Source organism: Streptomyces sp. NPDC005752, assembly GCF_040630715.1.
GTDB lineage: Bacteria > Actinomycetota > Actinomycetes > Streptomycetales > Streptomycetaceae > Streptomyces.
The window spans coordinates 71,964-87,705 of the sequence record NZ_JBEXYB010000016.1 but is presented as its reverse complement, the minus strand read 5'-3'; the positions used below and the strand labels follow the sequence as shown (position 1 = coordinate 87,705).

At 72.3% G+C, this 15,742-nt stretch carries 19 protein-coding genes; 16 read left to right on the top strand and 3 right to left on the bottom strand.

Annotated elements, in window-relative coordinates; all coding sequences use genetic code 11:
* Positions 1-4: 4 nt before the first annotated feature.
* The 6 genes from ABZ441_RS15805 (at position 5) to ABZ441_RS15780 (ending at position 5,380) form a co-directional block, all read left to right on the top strand.
* Positions 5-1,456, top strand: a complete 1,452-nt coding sequence (locus tag ABZ441_RS15805; protein WP_358973443.1) for an NAD(P)H-hydrate dehydratase — start codon at positions 5-7, stop codon at positions 1,454-1,456.
* Between the two features lie 55 nt (positions 1,457-1,511).
* Positions 1,512-1,898 (top strand): DUF488 family protein, encoded by a 387-nt coding sequence (locus ABZ441_RS15800; protein ID WP_358973440.1) that lies wholly within the window; start codon positions 1,512-1,514, stop codon positions 1,896-1,898.
* A 60-nt stretch (positions 1,899-1,958) separates the two neighbouring features.
* Positions 1,959-3,113 carry an alanine racemase gene (gene alr / locus ABZ441_RS15795; RefSeq protein WP_358973437.1) on the top strand — a complete coding sequence of 385 codons (1,155 nt, stop codon included), beginning with the start codon at positions 1,959-1,961 and terminating at the stop codon, positions 3,111-3,113.
* Positions 3,114-3,165: 52 nt separating this feature from the next.
* Positions 3,166-4,392, top strand: a complete 1,227-nt coding sequence (locus tag ABZ441_RS15790) for an alpha/beta hydrolase (RefSeq protein WP_358973434.1) — start codon at positions 3,166-3,168, stop codon at positions 4,390-4,392.
* 19 nt (positions 4,393-4,411) lie between these two features.
* On the top strand, positions 4,412-4,957 hold the full coding sequence (tsaE, locus tag ABZ441_RS15785) for a tRNA (adenosine(37)-N6)-threonylcarbamoyltransferase complex ATPase subunit type 1 TsaE (protein ID WP_358973431.1): 546 nt from the start codon (positions 4,412-4,414) through the stop codon (positions 4,955-4,957).
* A 216-nt stretch (positions 4,958-5,173) separates the two neighbouring features.
* Positions 5,174-5,380: a hypothetical protein gene (locus tag ABZ441_RS15780; RefSeq protein ID WP_358973428.1), complete on the top strand. Its 207-nt coding sequence runs from the start codon at positions 5,174-5,176 to the stop codon at positions 5,378-5,380.
* 51 nt (positions 5,381-5,431) lie between these two features.
* On the opposite strand, the gene ABZ441_RS15775 is transcribed toward ABZ441_RS15780, so the two are convergent.
* Positions 5,432-6,022, bottom strand: a complete 591-nt coding sequence (locus tag ABZ441_RS15775; RefSeq protein ID WP_358973425.1) for a hypothetical protein — start codon at positions 6,020-6,022, stop codon at positions 5,432-5,434.
* A gap of 135 nt (positions 6,023-6,157) precedes the next feature.
* On the opposite strand from ABZ441_RS15775, the gene tsaB reads away from it, so the two are divergent.
* The 7 genes from tsaB to ABZ441_RS15740 all read left to right on the top strand — a co-directional run bounded on the left by tsaB (position 6,158) and on the right by ABZ441_RS15740 (position 10,285).
* Positions 6,158-6,805 (top strand): tRNA (adenosine(37)-N6)-threonylcarbamoyltransferase complex dimerization subunit type 1 TsaB, encoded by a 648-nt coding sequence (gene tsaB, locus ABZ441_RS15770; protein ID WP_358973604.1) that lies wholly within the window; start codon positions 6,158-6,160, stop codon positions 6,803-6,805.
* The gene (gene rimI / locus ABZ441_RS15765) at positions 6,802-7,293 is read left to right on the top strand and encodes a ribosomal protein S18-alanine N-acetyltransferase (RefSeq protein ID WP_358973421.1); all 492 of its coding nucleotides are present in this window, start codon (positions 6,802-6,804) and stop codon (positions 7,291-7,293) included. The genes tsaB and rimI overlap by 4 nt, the downstream gene beginning before the upstream one ends.
* The gene (gene tsaD / locus ABZ441_RS15760; RefSeq protein ID WP_358973418.1) at positions 7,293-8,393 is read left to right on the top strand and encodes a tRNA (adenosine(37)-N6)-threonylcarbamoyltransferase complex transferase subunit TsaD; all 1,101 of its coding nucleotides are present in this window, start codon (positions 7,293-7,295) and stop codon (positions 8,391-8,393) included. The genes rimI and tsaD overlap by 1 nt, the downstream gene beginning before the upstream one ends.
* Positions 8,390-8,665 carry a hypothetical protein gene (locus ABZ441_RS15755; RefSeq protein WP_358973415.1) on the top strand — a complete coding sequence of 92 codons (276 nt, stop codon included), beginning with the start codon at positions 8,390-8,392 and terminating at the stop codon, positions 8,663-8,665. The genes tsaD and ABZ441_RS15755 overlap by 4 nt, the downstream gene beginning before the upstream one ends.
* Before the next feature lie 99 nt (positions 8,666-8,764).
* Complete coding sequence (locus ABZ441_RS15750) at positions 8,765-9,229, top strand: VOC family protein (protein ID WP_358973413.1); 465 nt, start codon at positions 8,765-8,767, stop codon at positions 9,227-9,229.
* 75 nt (positions 9,230-9,304) lie between these two features.
* On the top strand, positions 9,305-9,577 hold the full coding sequence (locus ABZ441_RS15745; RefSeq protein ID WP_104791830.1) for a DUF1876 domain-containing protein: 273 nt from the start codon (positions 9,305-9,307) through the stop codon (positions 9,575-9,577).
* A gap of 57 nt (positions 9,578-9,634) precedes the next feature.
* Complete coding sequence (locus ABZ441_RS15740) at positions 9,635-10,285, top strand: hypothetical protein (protein ID WP_358973408.1); 651 nt, start codon at positions 9,635-9,637, stop codon at positions 10,283-10,285.
* On the opposite strand, the gene ABZ441_RS15735 is transcribed toward ABZ441_RS15740, so the two are convergent.
* Positions 10,286-11,509 carry a methyltransferase domain-containing protein gene (locus tag ABZ441_RS15735; RefSeq protein ID WP_358973405.1) on the bottom strand — a complete coding sequence of 408 codons (1,224 nt, stop codon included), beginning with the start codon at positions 11,507-11,509 and terminating at the stop codon, positions 10,286-10,288. It abuts the gene before it with no gap.
* A gap of 123 nt (positions 11,510-11,632) precedes the next feature.
* Between ABZ441_RS15735 and ABZ441_RS15730 the strand changes: the two genes are divergently transcribed.
* From ABZ441_RS15730 to groL, 3 genes are all read left to right on the top strand, one after another.
* Positions 11,633-12,538 (top strand): polysaccharide deacetylase family protein, encoded by a 906-nt coding sequence (locus tag ABZ441_RS15730; RefSeq protein ID WP_358973402.1) that lies wholly within the window; start codon positions 11,633-11,635, stop codon positions 12,536-12,538.
* 298 nt (positions 12,539-12,836) lie between these two features.
* Positions 12,837-13,145, top strand: a complete 309-nt coding sequence (groES, locus tag ABZ441_RS15725) for a co-chaperone GroES (RefSeq protein WP_003966899.1) — start codon at positions 12,837-12,839, stop codon at positions 13,143-13,145.
* 101 nt (positions 13,146-13,246) lie between these two features.
* Positions 13,247-14,872 carry a chaperonin GroEL gene (gene groL / locus ABZ441_RS15720; RefSeq protein WP_358973399.1) on the top strand — a complete coding sequence of 542 codons (1,626 nt, stop codon included), beginning with the start codon at positions 13,247-13,249 and terminating at the stop codon, positions 14,870-14,872.
* 81 nt (positions 14,873-14,953) lie between these two features.
* On the opposite strand, the gene ABZ441_RS15715 is transcribed toward groL, so the two are convergent.
* The gene (locus tag ABZ441_RS15715) at positions 14,954-15,727 is read right to left on the bottom strand and encodes an SDR family oxidoreductase (protein WP_358973396.1); all 774 of its coding nucleotides are present in this window, start codon (positions 15,725-15,727) and stop codon (positions 14,954-14,956) included.
* Between the last annotated feature and the right edge of the window lie 15 nt (positions 15,728-15,742).

Sequence of the window (15,742 nt, the reverse complement as noted above, 5' to 3'; positions counted from 1 at the left end):
GGGTATGCGACATGCCTACAGCGTCGAGACCGTACGGGCCGCCGAACAGGCGCTGATGGCACGGCTGCCGGAGGGGGCGCTGATGGCGCGCGCCGCCGCCGGACTCGCGGTGGCGTGCGGCGACCTGCTCCGGCGCAACGGGCGGGTGTACGGGTCCCGGGTGCTCCTCCTCGTCGGCAGCGGCGACAACGGCGGCGACACTCTGTACGCGGGCGCCCGGCTGGCCCGGCGCGGGGCCGGCGTACGGGCGCTCCTGACCACACCGGACAAGGTCCACCGGGCCGCGCTGGCCGCTCTGCTGGCGGCGGGCGGGCAGGTCCTCGACGGCCCGGACCTCGGCGCCTTCGGCCCCGTCGACCTCGTCGTCGACGGGATCACCGGTATCGGGGGCCGCGGTGGCCTGCGGCCAGAGGCGGCGGAACTCGTACGGGCGGTCACCGGAGGTCACGCGCCCGTGCTCGCGGTGGACCTGCCGAGCGGGGTCGAGGCGGACACCGGTCAGGTGCTCGGCGCGGCCGTGCGGGCGGACGCGACGGTCACCTTCGGTACGTACAAGCCGGGGCTGCTCATCGACCCGGCCGCCGGACACGCGGGCGCGCTCCGGCTCGTCGACATCGGCCTGGTGACCGAACTGCCCGCGCGGCCGGATGTGGAGGCGCTGCAGTACGCCGACGTGGCCGCTCTGCTGCCGGTGCCCGGCGCGGAGAGCGACAAGTACCGGCGTGGGGTCGTCGGAGTGGCCGCCGGCTCGGAGCGGTACCCGGGCGCGGCCGTCCTCGCGGTCGCCGGGGCGCTGCGCGGCGGCGCGGGAGCCGTGCGCTACGCGGGCCCCGGGGCCGACGCGGTGATCGCGCGATTCCCGGAGACACTGGTGCACCCCGGCCCGCCGTCAAAGGCCGGCCGGGTGCAGGCCTGGGTCGCCGGGCCGGGGCTCGGCGACTCCTCGGCGTCGGCGTCGGCGGTCGCCGATGTACTGGCCGCAGACGTCCCCGTGCTGGTCGACGCGGACGGGCTGCGGCTGATGGACGCCGGCGACGTACGCGCGCGGACCGCCGCCACCGTCCTCACCCCGCACGCCGGTGAGGCCGCCGCGCTGCTCGGGGTGGAGCGCGCGGAGGTCGAGGCCGGGCGGCTCGCCGCCGTGCGGGAGCTCGCCGCGCGCTACCGCGCCACGGTGCTGCTGAAGGGCTCCACGACCCTCGTCGCGGGACCCGGGGACACGCCCGTGCGGGTCAACCCGACCGGCACGTCCTGGCTGGCCACGGCGGGGAGCGGGGACGTGCTGTCCGGGCTGACGGGTTCGCTGCTGGCCGCGGGTCTGGCACCGCTCGACGCCGCCTCGGTGGGCGCCTATCTGCACGGGCTCGCGGCACGCCGGGCCTCGGACGGGGCCCCGGTCGCCGCGCAGGACGTCGCGGACGCCGTACCGGCTGCCTGGCGGGACGTACGGGCCTGATCCACGCTGGAGGCGGAGGCGGAGGCCGGAACGACGGAACGGACGGTGATCGGTCGTGGGCAGCGGCAGCGGCATACGCGTACGCAGGGTGTACGACCCGCCGGAGGACGACGACGGCACCCGGGTTCTCGTCGACCGGCTCTGGCCGCGCGGGATCTCCAAGGAGCACGCGGCGGTCGACCTGTGGGCCAAGGACGCGACACCTTCGAAGGAACTGCGCACCTGGTACCACGAGGACCGTTCCGACCGTCGGTACGACACCTTCGTGGAGCGCTACCGCACCGAGCTCGGCGACCCCGCGCACACCGAGGCCGTCGAGGGGCTGCTCGCCCTGCTGCGGCAGGGCGGCCCCGTCACCCTCCTCACCGCCGTGAAGGACGTCCCGGCCAGCCATGTCCCGGTCCTCGTCGAGCATCTGGAGCACGCCCTCGACCACCGGTGACCGCCTCACCGGGCACAGAGATCGAGGGCACAGACGTACGGCTCTGAGACACTGGGCGCGATGAACGAGACAGCGACCCTGAGAGCCCGTGCCGAGATCGACCTCGCCGCGCTGCGTGCCAACGTGCGCGCCCTTCGCGCGCGGGCGTCCGGGGCGCAGCTCATGGCCGTGGTGAAGTCCGACGCGTACGGGCACGGAGCGGTGCCCTGCGCCAGGGCGGCGCGGGAGGCCGGCGCGGAGTGGCTGGGCACCGCGACTCCGCAGGAGGCGCTCGCGCTCCGCGAGGCCGGACTCGGCGGCCGGGTGATGTGCTGGCTGTGGACGCCAGGCGGCCCCTGGCGCGAGGCGGTCGAGGCGGACATCGACGTCTCGGTGAGCGGCATGTGGGCGCTCGACGAGCTCGTCGCCGCCGCCACGGAGGCGGGGGTTCCGGCCCGGGTCCAGCTCAAGGCCGACACGGGTCTCGGGCGTAACGGCTGCCAGCCCGCGGACTGGCCCGCGCTCGTCACGGCCGCCCGCGCCGCCGAGGAGGCCGGCATCCTGCGCGTCACCGGGCTGTGGTCCCACTTCGCCTGCGCCGACGAACCCGGGCACCCGTCGATCGCCGCGCAGCTGGACGTCTTCCGCGACATGGTGGCGTACGCGGAGAAGGAGGGCGTCCGGCCCGAGGTCCGGCACATCGCCAACTCCCCGGCGACGCTCACGGTGCCCGAGTCCCACTTCGACCTCGTGCGCACGGGCATCGCGATGTACGGCATCTCGCCCAGCCCCGAGCTGGGCACCCCGGCCGACTTCGGGCTGCGGCCCGTGATGACGCTCGCCGCGTCCGTCGCGCTGGTCAAGCAGGTGCCCCCGGGCCACGGGATCAGCTACGGGCACCACTACACGACGTCCTCCGAGACCACGCTCGCCCTGGTGCCGGTCGGCTACGCGGACGGCATCCCGCGCCATGCCTCGGGCAGGGGCCCCGTCCTCGTCGGAGGCGCCGTCCGCAGGATCGCGGGCCGGGTCGCGATGGACCAGTTCGTGGTCGATCTCGACGGCGACGTGCTGGAAGCCGGCGCGGAAGCGGTGCTCTTCGGACCGGGCGACCGGGGCGAGCCGAGTGTGGAGGACTGGGCGGTGGCGGCGGACACGATCGGGTACGAGATCGTCACGCGCATCGGTGCGCGCGTTCCCCGCGTCCATCTCCACGAGGACTCCGGCCGGGGCTGAGCACGCTCCGGGCGGGGCGACCACGACAACGACGACGAAGGGGCACAGCACGGTGAGCGAGACCAGCGCGGAGGACGTGATGGCGACGGCGGCCGTCGCGGCGGCCGGCTGGCGCCGGGCGGGCGTCGCCGGGGCGGCGATAGGCGTCATCGCCGCGGGCGCGGCCGCGGGCGTCGCCGTCGAGCGGCTCACCGTGGGCCGGGGCATGCGTAAGAAGGCCCGCCTCGCGCTGGACGCCTCCGGCCCGTACGGCTCGCTCCGCGGACAGCCCGGCCGCGCGGTGGCGGACGACGGCACCGAGCTGTACTACGAGGTCGACGAGATCGAACCGGACGGCGGTACGGGTCGTGCGGGCGCGCGCTCCGGGTCGGGAAGCCCCGCGGGCTCCGGACCGCGCAGGCGCAGGCTCTTCGGCAGCAAGGACCCCGCGCCCCTGACCGTCGTCTTCAGCCATGGCTACTGCCTCGGCCAGGACTCCTGGCACTTCCAGCGAGCGGCTCTGCGCGGCCTGGTCCGCACGGTCCACTGGGACCAGCGCAGCCACGGCCGCTCCCAGCGGGGCAGGGCGCAGGCAGAGGGCGTCCCGGTCGGCATCGACCAGCTCGGCCGCGATCTCAAGGCGGTCCTCGACGCGGCCGCGCCCGAGGGCCCGCTGGTGCTGGTCGGACACTCCATGGGCGGTATGACGATGATGGCGCTCGCCGACCGGTATCCGGAGCTGGTCCGTGACCGGGTGGCCGCGGTCGCGTTCGTCGGGACGTCCAGCGGCAAGCTCGGCGAGGTGAACTTCGGGCTGCCGGTGGCGGGCGTGAACGCCGTGCGCCGGGTGCTGCCCGGGGTGCTGAGGGCGCTCGGTTCGCAGACGGAGCTGGTGGAGCGCGGGCGGCGGGCGACCGCCGACCTGTTCGCGGGGCTGATCAAGCGCTACTCGTTCGGATCGCGGGACGTGGACCCGGCGGTCGCGCGGTTCGCGGAGCGGCTCATCGAGTCGACCCCCATCGACGTGGTCGCCGAGTTCTACCCCGCTTTCACCGAGCACGACAAGAGCGGGGCCCTGCCCGCCTTCCTGGGGCTGCCGGTGCTGATCCTCGCCGGTGACAAGGACCTGGTGACGCCCAGTTCGCACAGCGAGGCCATCGCGGACCAGCTGCCGGACGCGGAGCTGGTCATCGTGCCGGACGGCGGTCATCTGGTGATGCTGGAGCACCCGGAGACGGTCACCGACCGGCTCGCCGACCTGCTCGTGCGGATCGGCGCCGTTCCGGCCGGGACGCGCTGATCCTCTACCGTTGGTCGACATGGAATCAGCGCACAACGGCCCGGTGGCCGACACGGTCGCACCGGGCGACGCACCCGGCACCGTCACCCTGGACGTCGCCGTCGAGTCCCCCGAAGAGATGAAGGAGCTCGGCCGCCGGATCGCCGGTGTGCTGGCCCCCGGCGACCTGGTGATGCTCACCGGCGAGCTCGGCGCGGGCAAGACGACCCTGACCCGGGGCCTGGGGGAGGGCCTCGGGGTCCGCGGTGCCGTCACGTCGCCGACCTTCGTGATCGCCCGCGTCCATCCGCCGCTGGGCGAGGGCCCCTCTCTGGTCCACGTCGACGCGTACCGCCTGGGCGGCGGTCTCGACGAGATGGAGGACCTCGACCTCGACGTGTCGTTGCCGGAGTCGGTGATCGTCGTGGAGTGGGGCGACGGCAAGGTCGAGGACCTGTCGGCGGACCGCCTGCGGGTCGTGATCGACCGCGCGGTCGGCGACACGGACGACGAGCGCCGCACGGTCACCCTGGTGGGGATCGGCGCCCGCTGGGCGGGACTGGGCGCGGAGCTGGCCGCGCTCTGACAGCGGGCTCGGGCCGGCCTGGTGAGGTGGCCTCCGCGCACCCGGCCCCCGACGGCTCCTCGATCGTCCTCCGGTGCTCTCCGACTGCGTTCCGGCACTTTCCGACAGGACGTCGGCAAAATGTTGCGCCGGGGAGCCCCGCCGTGGTCACATGGGACGCAGAGATTGGTTAGGTCTACCTAACCACGTCTCTCGCCGAAGCCCGAGGAGGCATCCATGCCGGTACCCGAGCGTGAAGTGCACCCGCAGTCGCAGGCGGAGCCACCGTCGGCCTCCGCCGTGTCGATGAAGGACCTGCTGGCCTCCTGTGCGGCCGCGACGGCGGTGTCGACACCGCCTCGCGGTGAGCACACGGGCGAACGTGAGGCCGACCGGGACGACGTCGACGACGTGGGGCCCGCCGAGGGGCGCGACGCGGCCTGACCGTCGGGTCGGCGGGGGCCGGTGCGCCGTCCCCGGTCAGGGCGAACAGCCCTACGCGACGACGACGACCTTGGCGCCGACCGTGGCGAAGGTCCACAACGCGTCGCCGTCGGCCCGCTTCATCCGCACCCCGCCGGTCTTGGCCGTGGGATCGGGGCTGGCCATCGAGTCGTCCTGAGCGGCGCTGAAGCCCACCACCACGTCGTCGACGCTCGCGAAACGCACCACGTGCTCGATCAGGACGCCGTCCGAGCCCTTGATGCTGCCGGAGCGCGAGGTCACCCGGTACACGCCCGGCAGGGGGCTCACGGTGCTCGGCATGACCCTGAAGGTCCGGAGCGCCTTCTCCGCGTCGTCCACGATCCACACCCGGCGGTCCTTCAGCGCGTACACGACGCGGGCGCCCGCGTCGGAGTCCCCGGGGACCGCGAGCGGTTCCTTCGTGGGCTTCGGCTTCGCGGAGGGGGCGGCGGTCGGCCCGGAGGTCTGCGCCGACGGCGCGGCGACCGAGTCCGGTGCGTTCGCCGACGCCTGGTAGGCGAGGAAACAGACCGCGGCCACCGCCGCGGCAGTGAGCCCGGCCACGATTCCCGAGCTGCCCCGTGCCACCGTGAGGTCCCCTTTCACATGCTTCTGTCGCATGTCGTACAAGCATTTACGTCGTACACGCGTATACCCGGCGACGGTACCAGCAGCTGCAGGGGAGCCCGGGACGCCGAACGGGCCGCCGTGGCCGAGTCTGCGGAGCCGTAGGCTGTTTGTGTGCTGCTGCTCGCCATGGATACCGCCACGCCCGCCGTCACCGTCGCCCTTCACGACGGGGCCTCCGTCGTCGCCGAGACCGGACAGGTCGACGCCCGGAGGCACGGGGAGCTGCTGCTGCCCGCCGTCCACCGGATCCTCGCCGAGGCGGGTGTGAAGCTCGACGCCGTGACCGACGTGGCCGTCGGGGTCGGCCCCGGCCCGTACACCGGGCTCCGCGTCGGCCTCGTCACCGCCGCGACCTTCGGTTCCGCCCTCTCCGTGCCGGTGCACGGGGTGTGCACGCTCGACGCGCTCGCGTACGCCGCGGGCCTGGAGGGTCTCGAGGGCCCGTTCGCCGTCGCGACCGACGCGCGCCGCAAGGAGGTCTACTGGGCGCGGTACGAGGACTTCCGCACCCGGGACAGTGGCCCCTCCGTCGACCGGCCCGCCGACGTCGCGGACCGGCTCGCCGGACTGCCCGTCGCCGGCGCGGGCGCCCTGCTCTATCCCGAGGCCTTCCCGGACGCCCGCGGTCCGGAGCACGTCTCCGCCGGCGCGCTCGCCGCCCTCGCGGCCGAACGCCTGACCGCCGGAGCCGGGCTGCTCCCGCCGCAGCCGCTGTACCTGCGCAGGCCCGACGCCCAGGTCCCGAAGAACTACAAGGTGGTCACCCCCAAGTGACCACCGCGACCGCTGTGCTCCGCGAGATGCGGTGGTGGGACATCGCCCCCGTCCTGGAACTGGAACACGAGCTGTTCCCGGACGACGCGTGGTCGGCCGGGATGTTCTGGTCCGAGCTGGCCAGGGCCCGCGGACCCCGGGCCACCCACCGCTACGTCGTCGCCGAGGACCCCGCCGACGGGCGGATCGTCGGCTACGCGGGCCTCGCCTCGGCCGGAGACCTCGCCGACGTCCAGACGATCGCGGTCAGCCGCGGCCAGTGGGGCGGCGGCCTCGGGTCGGAACTCCTCACCGACCTGCTGCGGCACGCCACCGCCTTCGAGTGCACCGCCGTGCTCCTGGAGGTCCGTGTCGACAACATCCGCGCGCAGAAGCTCTACGAACGCTTCGGTTTCGAGCCGATCGGCTTCCGCCGCGGCTACTACCAGCCGGGCAACATCGACGCACTCGTCATGCGCCTGACCGTACAAGGAACAGAGACAGACTGATGGCTGACGAACCGCTCGTACTCGGTATCGAGACCTCCTGCGACGAGACCGGCGTCGGCATCGTGCGCGGGACTACGCTCCTGGCCGACGCCGTCGCGTCCAGCGTCGACACCCACGCCCGCTTCGGCGGTGTCGTCCCGGAGATCGCCTCCCGCGCCCACCTGGAGTCGATGGTCCCCACCATCGAGCGCGCCCTGAAGGACGCCGGGATCAGCGCCCGGGACCTCGACGGCATCGCGGTCACGGCCGGCCCCGGGCTCGCCGGGGCACTGCTCGTCGGCGTATCGGCCGCCAAGGCCTACGCGTACGCGCTGAACAAGCCGCTGTACGGGGTGAACCACCTGGCCTCGCACATCTGCGTCGACCAGCTGGAGCACGGTCCGCTGCCCGAGCCGACGATGGCACTGCTGGTCAGCGGCGGGCACTCCTCGCTGCTGCTGGCCCCGGACATCACGAACGACGTACGGCCGCTGGGCGCGACCATCGACGACGCGGCGGGCGAGGCCTTCGACAAGATCGCCCGGGTGCTGGACCTGGGGTTCCCCGGCGGCCCGGTCATCGACCGGCTGGCCAGGGAGGGCGACCCGAAGGCGATCGCCTTCCCGCGTGGGCTGAGCGGCTCCCGCGATCCCGCGTACGACTTCTCCTTCTCCGGGCTCAAGACGTCCGTGGCACGCTGGATCGAGGCGAAGCGTGCGGCGGGCGAGGACGTCCCCGTACGCGACGTGGCGGCGTCCTTCCAGGAGGCCGTGGTGGACGTCCTCACCCGCAAGGCCGTCCGGGCCTGCAAGGACGAGGGCGTCGACCACCTGATGATCGGTGGCGGCGTCGCGGCCAACTCGCGGCTGAGGGCGCTCGCCCAGGAGCGGTGCGAGAAGGCCGGGATCCGGCTGCGGGTCCCGAGGCCGGGGCTCTGCACGGACAACGGGGCGATGGTCGCCGCGCTCGGCGCGGAGATGGTGGCGCGCAACCGTCCGGTGTCGGACCTGGGCCTCTCGGCGGACTCCTCGCTGCCGGTCACGGAGACCCACGTGCCGGGGGCCCACAGCCACGGCCACGACCACGTGCACGAGATCAGCAAGGACAACCTCTACTCATGACCGTCGCCCTGATGTGGGAGGCACGTGCCGCCGAGGGCCGCGGCGCGGAGCTGTTGGAGTGGGCCCGCGCCCGGGCTGCCGAGCTGGCCCGGGAGCCGCTGCGCAGCGAGCTGCTGCGCGCCCCGCAGGACCGGGTCCTCGTGCTGACCTGGTGGGACGCGGAACACGACGAGCTGTCCGGGCTGCCGGAGCTCCCGGAGCCGGACGCCGGGCTGATCACCCGCCCGGTGCACCGGTGGCGCTTCGAGTCCCTCGGTCCGGCGGTCGGCTGAAGGGCGTCGCGCGGCGCGTGTTCCGATGAGTTCCCCGCGCGCGGCCGGTCTACCTTGCACAGCGGAACGACGACGTTCCCCGGCGCGAGGAGAGAGACCATGCAGAAGATCAAGCCCTGCCTGTGGTTCGACGACCAGGCCCAGGAGGCCGCGGAGTTCTACGTCTCGGTCTTCGGAGGGGACTCCCGCATCGTCGACGTCACCCGCAATTCCGATGCGTCCCCGGGGGAGACGGGCTCGGTCCTGACGGTGGACTTCGTGCTCGCGGGCCAGGAGTACCTCGGCCTCAACGGCGGCCCGCACTTCCACTTCAGCGAGGCCGTCTCGCTCAGCGTGGACTGTGCGGACCAGGAGGAGGTCGACAGGCTGTGGGCGAAGTTCACCGAGGAGGGTGAGGAAAGCATGTGCGGGTGGCTGAAGGACAGGTACGGCCTGTCGTGGCAGATCGTCCCGCGCGCCCTTCCCGAGCTGCTCGGCGGCCCCGACCGGGCCCGGGCGGACCGGGTGATGAAGGCGATGATGGGCATGCGGAAGCTGGACGTGCAGGCCCTGCAGAACGCCTGAGGCGTGCCCCGCACGCCGTGCGCGGGCGGGGCAACGGGCGCACCCTGGAAGCACGAGTCCCGGGAGGTGACCGACATGATGGAGACCACGGTCGGATGGCACATCGAGCTGGAGTTCGAGGAGGACACCCACCGGACCCGCGCGGCCGCGATGGTGCGGCTGAGTGACGGGACCGAGGTGCGGGCCCACGGGTACGCCAGCCGCCACCCCTCCGACGCGGAGCAGCCCAGGGTCGGCGAGGAGATCGCCGGCGCCCGTGCGCTCAACGAACTGGCGATGAAACTGCTCACCAAGGCACACGACGAGATCGATGAGGCGTCCGGCCGGACCTCGTACCCGCTGACCTGATGCCCCGGACCGTCCCACGGCCGGAGGGTGGCGTGCGCGCTCGGTAATGTCTGCGACATGCCTAGCCGTTCACCCCTTCCCCCACCCCCTCCGCCGGCGGAGATACGCACGTGGCCCGACCGCGACGCACTGCTGGGGGACCGGGCGGTGGTGCTCGGCGAGCTGGTGCGGATGTTCATCGGGCCCGCGCGGCTCGGAGTGCTGCTGATGTGGGCGGGGATCGCCGCACTCGGCTGGTCGCTGGTCGGATCGGCGCTGCTCATGTTCGAGGACGCGAACGACGCCCTCGGCGTCGTCCCGGGAGTCGTCTGCCTTGCCGCGGGCGCCGCCGTCCTCGTCCCATCGGCCGTGCTCCTGGCCGTCGGCGTGGCCAGGGACCTGCGGGTGCACGCACTCCTCGTGGAGTGGGGCGGACTGGACCGCGACCCGGTGGGGGACCTGCCCCTGCGCAGGCCGCGGGCGAGCATCGCCTGGCTCCTGACGTCGTTCGTACTCTGCGCGGCGGGTCTCTTCGGCTGCGTGGCCGTCCCGGGGGCCGCGAGGGCGGGCCAGGAGACGTACGGCCTGGTGGTCTGGCTGATGGGGCTCGGGTTCCTCGCCTGGCTGGCCGGACTGACCGGCCTCGTCAAGGCGTTCGCCCACCGCCGCTGGGTGCTCAGGGCGCTCGTAGGTGTTCCGGCGGACCGGCCGGCCGGGGTGGAGGGCTGATCAAGTCCCCTTCACCGGCTGCCCGATGAGCATCGTCGGGGCCCCGGCCACCCGGGTCATGAACACGGTGGCCGCGTGCGGTCCCTGGAGCTTCATCTTCCGCCGCAACTCCTCCGGTTCGACCGGCGAGCCACGCTTCTTGACGGTCAGGACACCGACCTGACGCTCCCTCAGGAGAGCTTTCAGCTTCTTCATGTTGAAGGGCAGCTGGTCGGTGATCTCGTAGGAGGCCGTGGCCTCGGACTCGTACGGCGCGTCGCTCGTGACGTACGCGATCGTCTCGTCGATCAGCCTGCCCTCGCAGCGCTCCACGATCTCGGCGACCAGGTGGGCGCGGATCACGGCGCCGTCCGGCTCGTGGAGGTACCGGCCGACGGGGCCGACCGGTGGGGCGGGGAGCGGGCCGTCCGAGGCGAGGGTCGTCCCGGACGGGAGCAGCGTGGCCCGGAAGGTGCCGGGGGCGAAGCCCTCGCCGAACCACAGCACCGCTTCCTTCACGTCTCCGCCGTCCGAGATCCACTCGGCCTCCGCCTGCGGACCGATCGCCTCGTGGGGGACACCGGGGGCGATCTTCAGCGCGGCGCGAGGAGCCTTCAGCGCCGCCCCGGTCGCCCAGGAGAGCGGAGGTGAGTAGGCCTCGGGGTCGAAGATCCTGCCCCGCCCGCCGCGCCGCGCCGGGTCGACGAAGACGGCGTCGTACGGGGAGGTGTCGATCTCGGTGACGTCGGCGCACCGCACCTCGACGAGGTCCTGGAGGCCGAGTGCCTCGGCGTTGGCGCGGGCGACCTGGGCGGTGAGCGGATCGCGGTCCACCGCCAGGACCGGGACGCCCGCCCGGGCCAGGGTGATCGCGTCACCGCCGATCCCGCAGCACAGGTCCGCCACGCTCCCCACTCCGAGCGCCGCGAACCGCCCGGCGCGGTAGGTGGCGACCGAGGTGCGGGTCGCCTGCTCCACTCCGTCGGGTGTGAAGAACATGCGGTACGCGTCCGCGGCCCCGAACTTCGCCACGGCGCGCTGCCGCAGCCGCGCCTGGCCCAGCGCCGCCGACACGAGGGCCGCGGGGTGCGTGCGGCGCAGCCGGGTCGCGGTCGCCAGTTCCCGTGCGGGGTCGTGGTCGCGCAGTTCGTCCAGGAGCGCGGTGCCCTCGGGGGTGCGCAGGGCGGCGAAGGCGGCGAGCGGGTCGGCGGGGCCGGCCTGGCCGGCGGGGGGAAGGGCGTTCACGGATCCATTGTGAGCCAGCCGGGGGATGCGGCGGGTCCGCCGGATGTGTCGCCGGGGGAGGCCGGTGGCCCGGTGGCAGGATGCGGCGCCATGCAGCTAGTACGACAAAAAGAAAAATCCGTCATGAAGTGTCGCAGAACGGCGTGTGCGGTCCTGGCCGCACTGTTGCTGGGCGCCGTCGCCTCCGGATGCGCCGACGGTACGGACGAGGGGGCGGGAGGCCGGCGGAAGCCGGTCGAGGGGCAGCCGGGGGCGGCCGCTCCACAAGCGCCCGCCGCGGCCGCGGCGCAGGCCGCGCGGCTGAAGCGTGAACAGGCCGCCCGCGTCGCGGTGGCGAAGAAGTGGGGTCTGGCGAAACTCCCGCTCGTCGCCCCCGCACCGCCCGTGGTGAAGCCGCGCATCACCACCCGTGCCGGGTTCGAGGTGGAGGGCGGGGAGACGCTGCCGCCGGTCTTCACCACCGTGCCCACCAAGGAACGGGTCGTCTTCCTGACGATGGACGACGGGGCAAAGAAGGACCCCGAACTGCTGCGGATGATGACGGAGCTGAAGATCCCGTACAGCGCCTTCCTCAGCGACTACGTGGTGAGCGACGACTACGGCTACTTCAAGGACATGCAGGCCAGGGGCGTGACGCTCAACAACCACACGCTCAACCACCGTTACCTCCCGGGACTCTCGAAGGCGGACCAGCGGCGGGAGATCTGCGGCGAGCAGGACAAGCTCGAGAAGTACTTCGGGAAGCGGCCGACCCTCTTCCGGCCGCCGTACGGCAACTACAACGCAGACACCCTCCGCGTCGCCGAGTCCTGCGGCATCAAGGCCGTGCCCCTGTGGGCCGCCGAGGCGTTCCCCGACCACATGGAGTGGCGCGAGTGGGACCGGGACCTGCACCCGGGCGACATCATCCTCACCCACTTCCGGGGCGACGAGGACTGGGAGGGATCGATGGCCGACATGATCCGCCGCGTCATGAAGACGGTCACGGACAAGGGGTACGCCGTGGCCAGGCTGGAGGACTACGTCTGACGGGGCGGGGCGGAAGGCGGGGTCCCGTGCGGTTCCTCCGCCACCGGAACACCGCGCCGGTCTCCCGCGTTGTCCGGGCGTGCGCGGTCCACGCGACGCCACGCGAGGGTGGTGAATTGGCACTCCGCTTGACCGAGTGCTAATCCCGGTCATAGTCTCTGTGCTGGCACTCACCGATGGAGAGTGCCAGCACAACCGTGCGACAGGGCAGGTCCGGCACCCGCGACGACGGATCGGTCTGGTCGCCACCCCACAGACTGTTAAACCCCGTGAGATCTCCGAAGGGGGAGACCGGATCGTGTCGACCACCAGCTCCAAGGTTGCGATCAAGCCGCTCGAGGACCGCATTGTGGTCCAGCCGCTCGACGCCGAGCAGACCACGGCTTCCGGCCTGGTCATTCCGGACACCGCCAAGGAGAAGCCCCAGGAGGGCGTCGTCCTGGCCGTGGGCCCGGGCCGCTTCGAGAACGGCGAGCGCCTTCCGCTCGACGTCAAGACCGGCGACGTCGTTCTGTACAGCAAGTACGGCGGCACCGAGGTGAAGTACAACGGCGAGGAGTACCTCGTCCTCTCGGCCCGCGACGTGCTCGCGATCGTCGAGAAGTAGTTCACCTAACGTTTGCTTCTGTTCTGCGCCCCTGGCCCCCTGCGAAAAACTAGCCGGGTGGCGAGGGGCGCAGTTCGTTTTGAGAGGGAAGAAAACAGCCCATGGCGAAGATTCTGAAGTTCGACGAGGACGCCCGTCGCGCCCTTGAGCGCGGCGTCAACAAGCTTGCCGACACGGTGAAGGTGACGATCGGCCCGAAGGGCCGCAACGTCGTCATCGACAAGAAGTTCGGCGCTCCCACCATCACCAACGACGGTGTCACCATCGCGCGCGAGGTCGAGCTCGACGACCCGTACGAGAACCTCGGTGCCCAGCTGGTGAAGGAGGTGGCGACCAAGACCAACGACGTAGCGGGTGACGGCACCACCACCGCCACCGTGCTCGCCCAGGCCCTCGTCCGCGAAGGTCTGCGCAACGTCGCCGCGGGCGCGTCCCCGGCCGCCCTGAAGAAGGGCATCGACGCCGCCGTCAAGGCCGTGTCCGAGGACCTCCTCGCGACCGCCCGCCCGATCGACGACAAGGCCGACATCGCCGCCGTGGCCGCGCTCTCCGCGCAGGACCCGCAGGTCGGCGAGCTCATCGCGGACGCGATGGACAAGGTCGGCAAGGACGGTGTCATCACCGTCGAGGAGTCCAACACCTTCGGTCTGGACCTCGAGTTCACCGAGGGCATGGCCTTCGACAAGGGTTACCTGTCGCCGTACATGGTGACCGACCAGGAGCGTATGGAGGCCGTCCTCGACGACCCGTACATCCTGATCCACCAGGGCAAGATCGGCTCCATCCAGGAGCTGCTCCCGCTCCTGGAGAAGGTCATCCAGGCGGGTGCCTCCAAGCCGCTGCTGATCATCGCCGAGGACGTCGAGGGCGAGGCGCTCTCCACCCTCGTCGTCAACAAGATCCGTGGCACCTTCAACGCCGTCGCGGTGAAGGCCCCCGGCTTCGGTGACCGCCGCAAGGCCATGCTCGGCGACATCGCCACCCTCACCGGTGCGACCGTCATCGCCGAGGAGGTCGGCCTCAAGCTCGACCAGGCCGGTCTGGACGTGCTGGGCACCGCCCGCCGCGTCACCGTCTCGAAGGACGACACGACCATCGTCGACGGCGGCGGCGACTCCGCCGACGTCAAGGGACGCGTCAACCAGATCAAGGCCGAGATCGAGTCCACGGACTCCGACTGGGACCGTGAGAAGCTCCAGGAGCGCCTCGCGAAGCTGGCCGGCGGCGTGTGCGTGATCCGTGTCGGTGCCGCCACCGAGGTGGAGCTCAAGGAGAAGAAGCACCGTCTGGAGGACGCCATCTCCGCGACCCGCGCCGCGGTCGAGGAGGGCATCGTCTCCGGTGGTGGCTCCGCTCTGGTCCACGCCGTCAAGGTCCTCGAGGGCAACCTCGGCAAGACCGGCGACGAGGCCACGGGTGTCGCGGTCGTGCGCCGCGCCGCCGTCGAGCCGCTCCGCTGGATCGCGGAGAACGCGGGCCTCGAGGGCTACGTCATCACCTCGAAGGTCTCCGAGCTCGACAAGGGTCAGGGCTTCAACGCCGCGACCGGTGAGTACGGCGACCTGGTGAAGGCCGGCGTCATCGACCCGGTCAAGGTCACCCGCTCCGCCCTGGAGAACGCCGCGTCCATCGCGTCGCTGCTGCTCACGACCGAGACCCTGGTCGTCGAGAAGCCGGCCGAGGAAGAGGCCGACGCCGGTCACGGCGGCCACGGCCACTCGCACTAGTACGCTCCGTACGCCGCCGAGGCCCGGTACCCCCGTCGCGGGGGCACCGGGCCTCGGTGCGTTCCGGAGACCCGGACGCGCTCACTTCGGGCCGTACGTCCGGCCCGCGCGTGAGGTGACTCCGCCCAGGAGGCTGCGGGGTGTCAGCTTCACCAGGCCCATCAGTGCCTTGTAGCGCGGGTCCGGGATCGACACGGACCTGCCCCGGGCCAGGTCCTCCAGAGCCGCGGCCACCAGCTTGTCCGCGTCGAGCCACATCCAGTCGGGGATGTTGCCCGTCCCCATTCCGGCCCGCTCGTGGAACTCGGTCCGCACGAAGCCCGGGCACAGCGCCATCAGCCGCACCCCCGTACCCGCGAGGTCCTTCGCCGCGCCCTGGGTGAACTGGACGACCCATGCCTTCGACGCCCCGTACGTCCCCCGGGGCAGGAAGGCGGCGACGGACGCCACGTTGACCACCCCGCCGCGACCGCGCTCCCGCATCGAGCCGGCGGCTGCCGAGGTCAGCCGCAGGACCGCCTCGCAGTGGACCTTCAGCATCGTCAGTTCATCGGCCACCGGTACGTCCAGGTAGCGCCCCTTGTTGCCGAAGCCGGCGTTGTTGACCAGCAGATCGACCGGGCTCACGCGGTCCGTCAGCCGCGCGGCGACCGCCTCGATCCCGGCGTCCGTCGACAGGTCGGCCGTCAGCACCTCGGCCTCGATGCCGTGTCCGTCGTGCAGCTCCGTGGCCTGGGCCCGCAGCCGCTCCGTGTCGCGGGCCACCAGCACCAGATTGTGCCCGTCACTCGCGAGCCGCCGTGCGAAGGCGGCGCCGATCCCCGCCGTCGCGCCCGTAATCAGTGCAGTCGTCATAGGCGGCACGTTAGC

Excerpts from the sequence above, each read along its gene's own strand:
- ABZ441_RS15805 (WP_358973443.1), top strand. The coding sequence starts at position 5 with ATGCGACATGCCTACAGCGTCGAGACCGTACGGGCCGCCGAACAGGCG.
- alr (WP_358973437.1), top strand. The coding sequence starts at position 1,959 with ATGAACGAGACAGCGACCCTGAGAGCCCGTGCCGAGATCGACCTCGCC.
- tsaE (WP_358973431.1), top strand. The coding sequence starts at position 4,412 with ATGGAATCAGCGCACAACGGCCCGGTGGCCGACACGGTCGCACCGGGC.
- ABZ441_RS15780 (WP_358973428.1), top strand. The coding sequence starts at position 5,174 with ATGCCGGTACCCGAGCGTGAAGTGCACCCGCAGTCGCAGGCGGAGCCA.
- ABZ441_RS15775 (WP_358973425.1), bottom strand. The coding sequence starts at position 6,022 with ATGCGACAGAAGCATGTGAAAGGGGACCTCACGGTGGCACGGGGCAGC.
- tsaB (WP_358973604.1), top strand. The coding sequence starts at position 6,158 with ATGGATACCGCCACGCCCGCCGTCACCGTCGCCCTTCACGACGGGGCC.
- tsaD (WP_358973418.1), top strand. The coding sequence starts at position 7,293 with ATGGCTGACGAACCGCTCGTACTCGGTATCGAGACCTCCTGCGACGAG.
- ABZ441_RS15755 (WP_358973415.1), top strand. The coding sequence starts at position 8,390 with ATGACCGTCGCCCTGATGTGGGAGGCACGTGCCGCCGAGGGCCGCGGC.
- ABZ441_RS15750 (WP_358973413.1), top strand. The coding sequence starts at position 8,765 with ATGCAGAAGATCAAGCCCTGCCTGTGGTTCGACGACCAGGCCCAGGAG.
- ABZ441_RS15745 (WP_104791830.1), top strand. The coding sequence starts at position 9,305 with ATGATGGAGACCACGGTCGGATGGCACATCGAGCTGGAGTTCGAGGAG.
- ABZ441_RS15740 (WP_358973408.1), top strand. The coding sequence starts at position 9,635 with ATGCCTAGCCGTTCACCCCTTCCCCCACCCCCTCCGCCGGCGGAGATA.
- ABZ441_RS15730 (WP_358973402.1), top strand. The coding sequence starts at position 11,633 with ATGAAGTGTCGCAGAACGGCGTGTGCGGTCCTGGCCGCACTGTTGCTG.
- groL (WP_358973399.1), top strand. The coding sequence starts at position 13,247 with ATGGCGAAGATTCTGAAGTTCGACGAGGACGCCCGTCGCGCCCTTGAG.
- ABZ441_RS15715 (WP_358973396.1), bottom strand. The coding sequence starts at position 15,727 with ATGACGACTGCACTGATTACGGGCGCGACGGCGGGGATCGGCGCCGCC.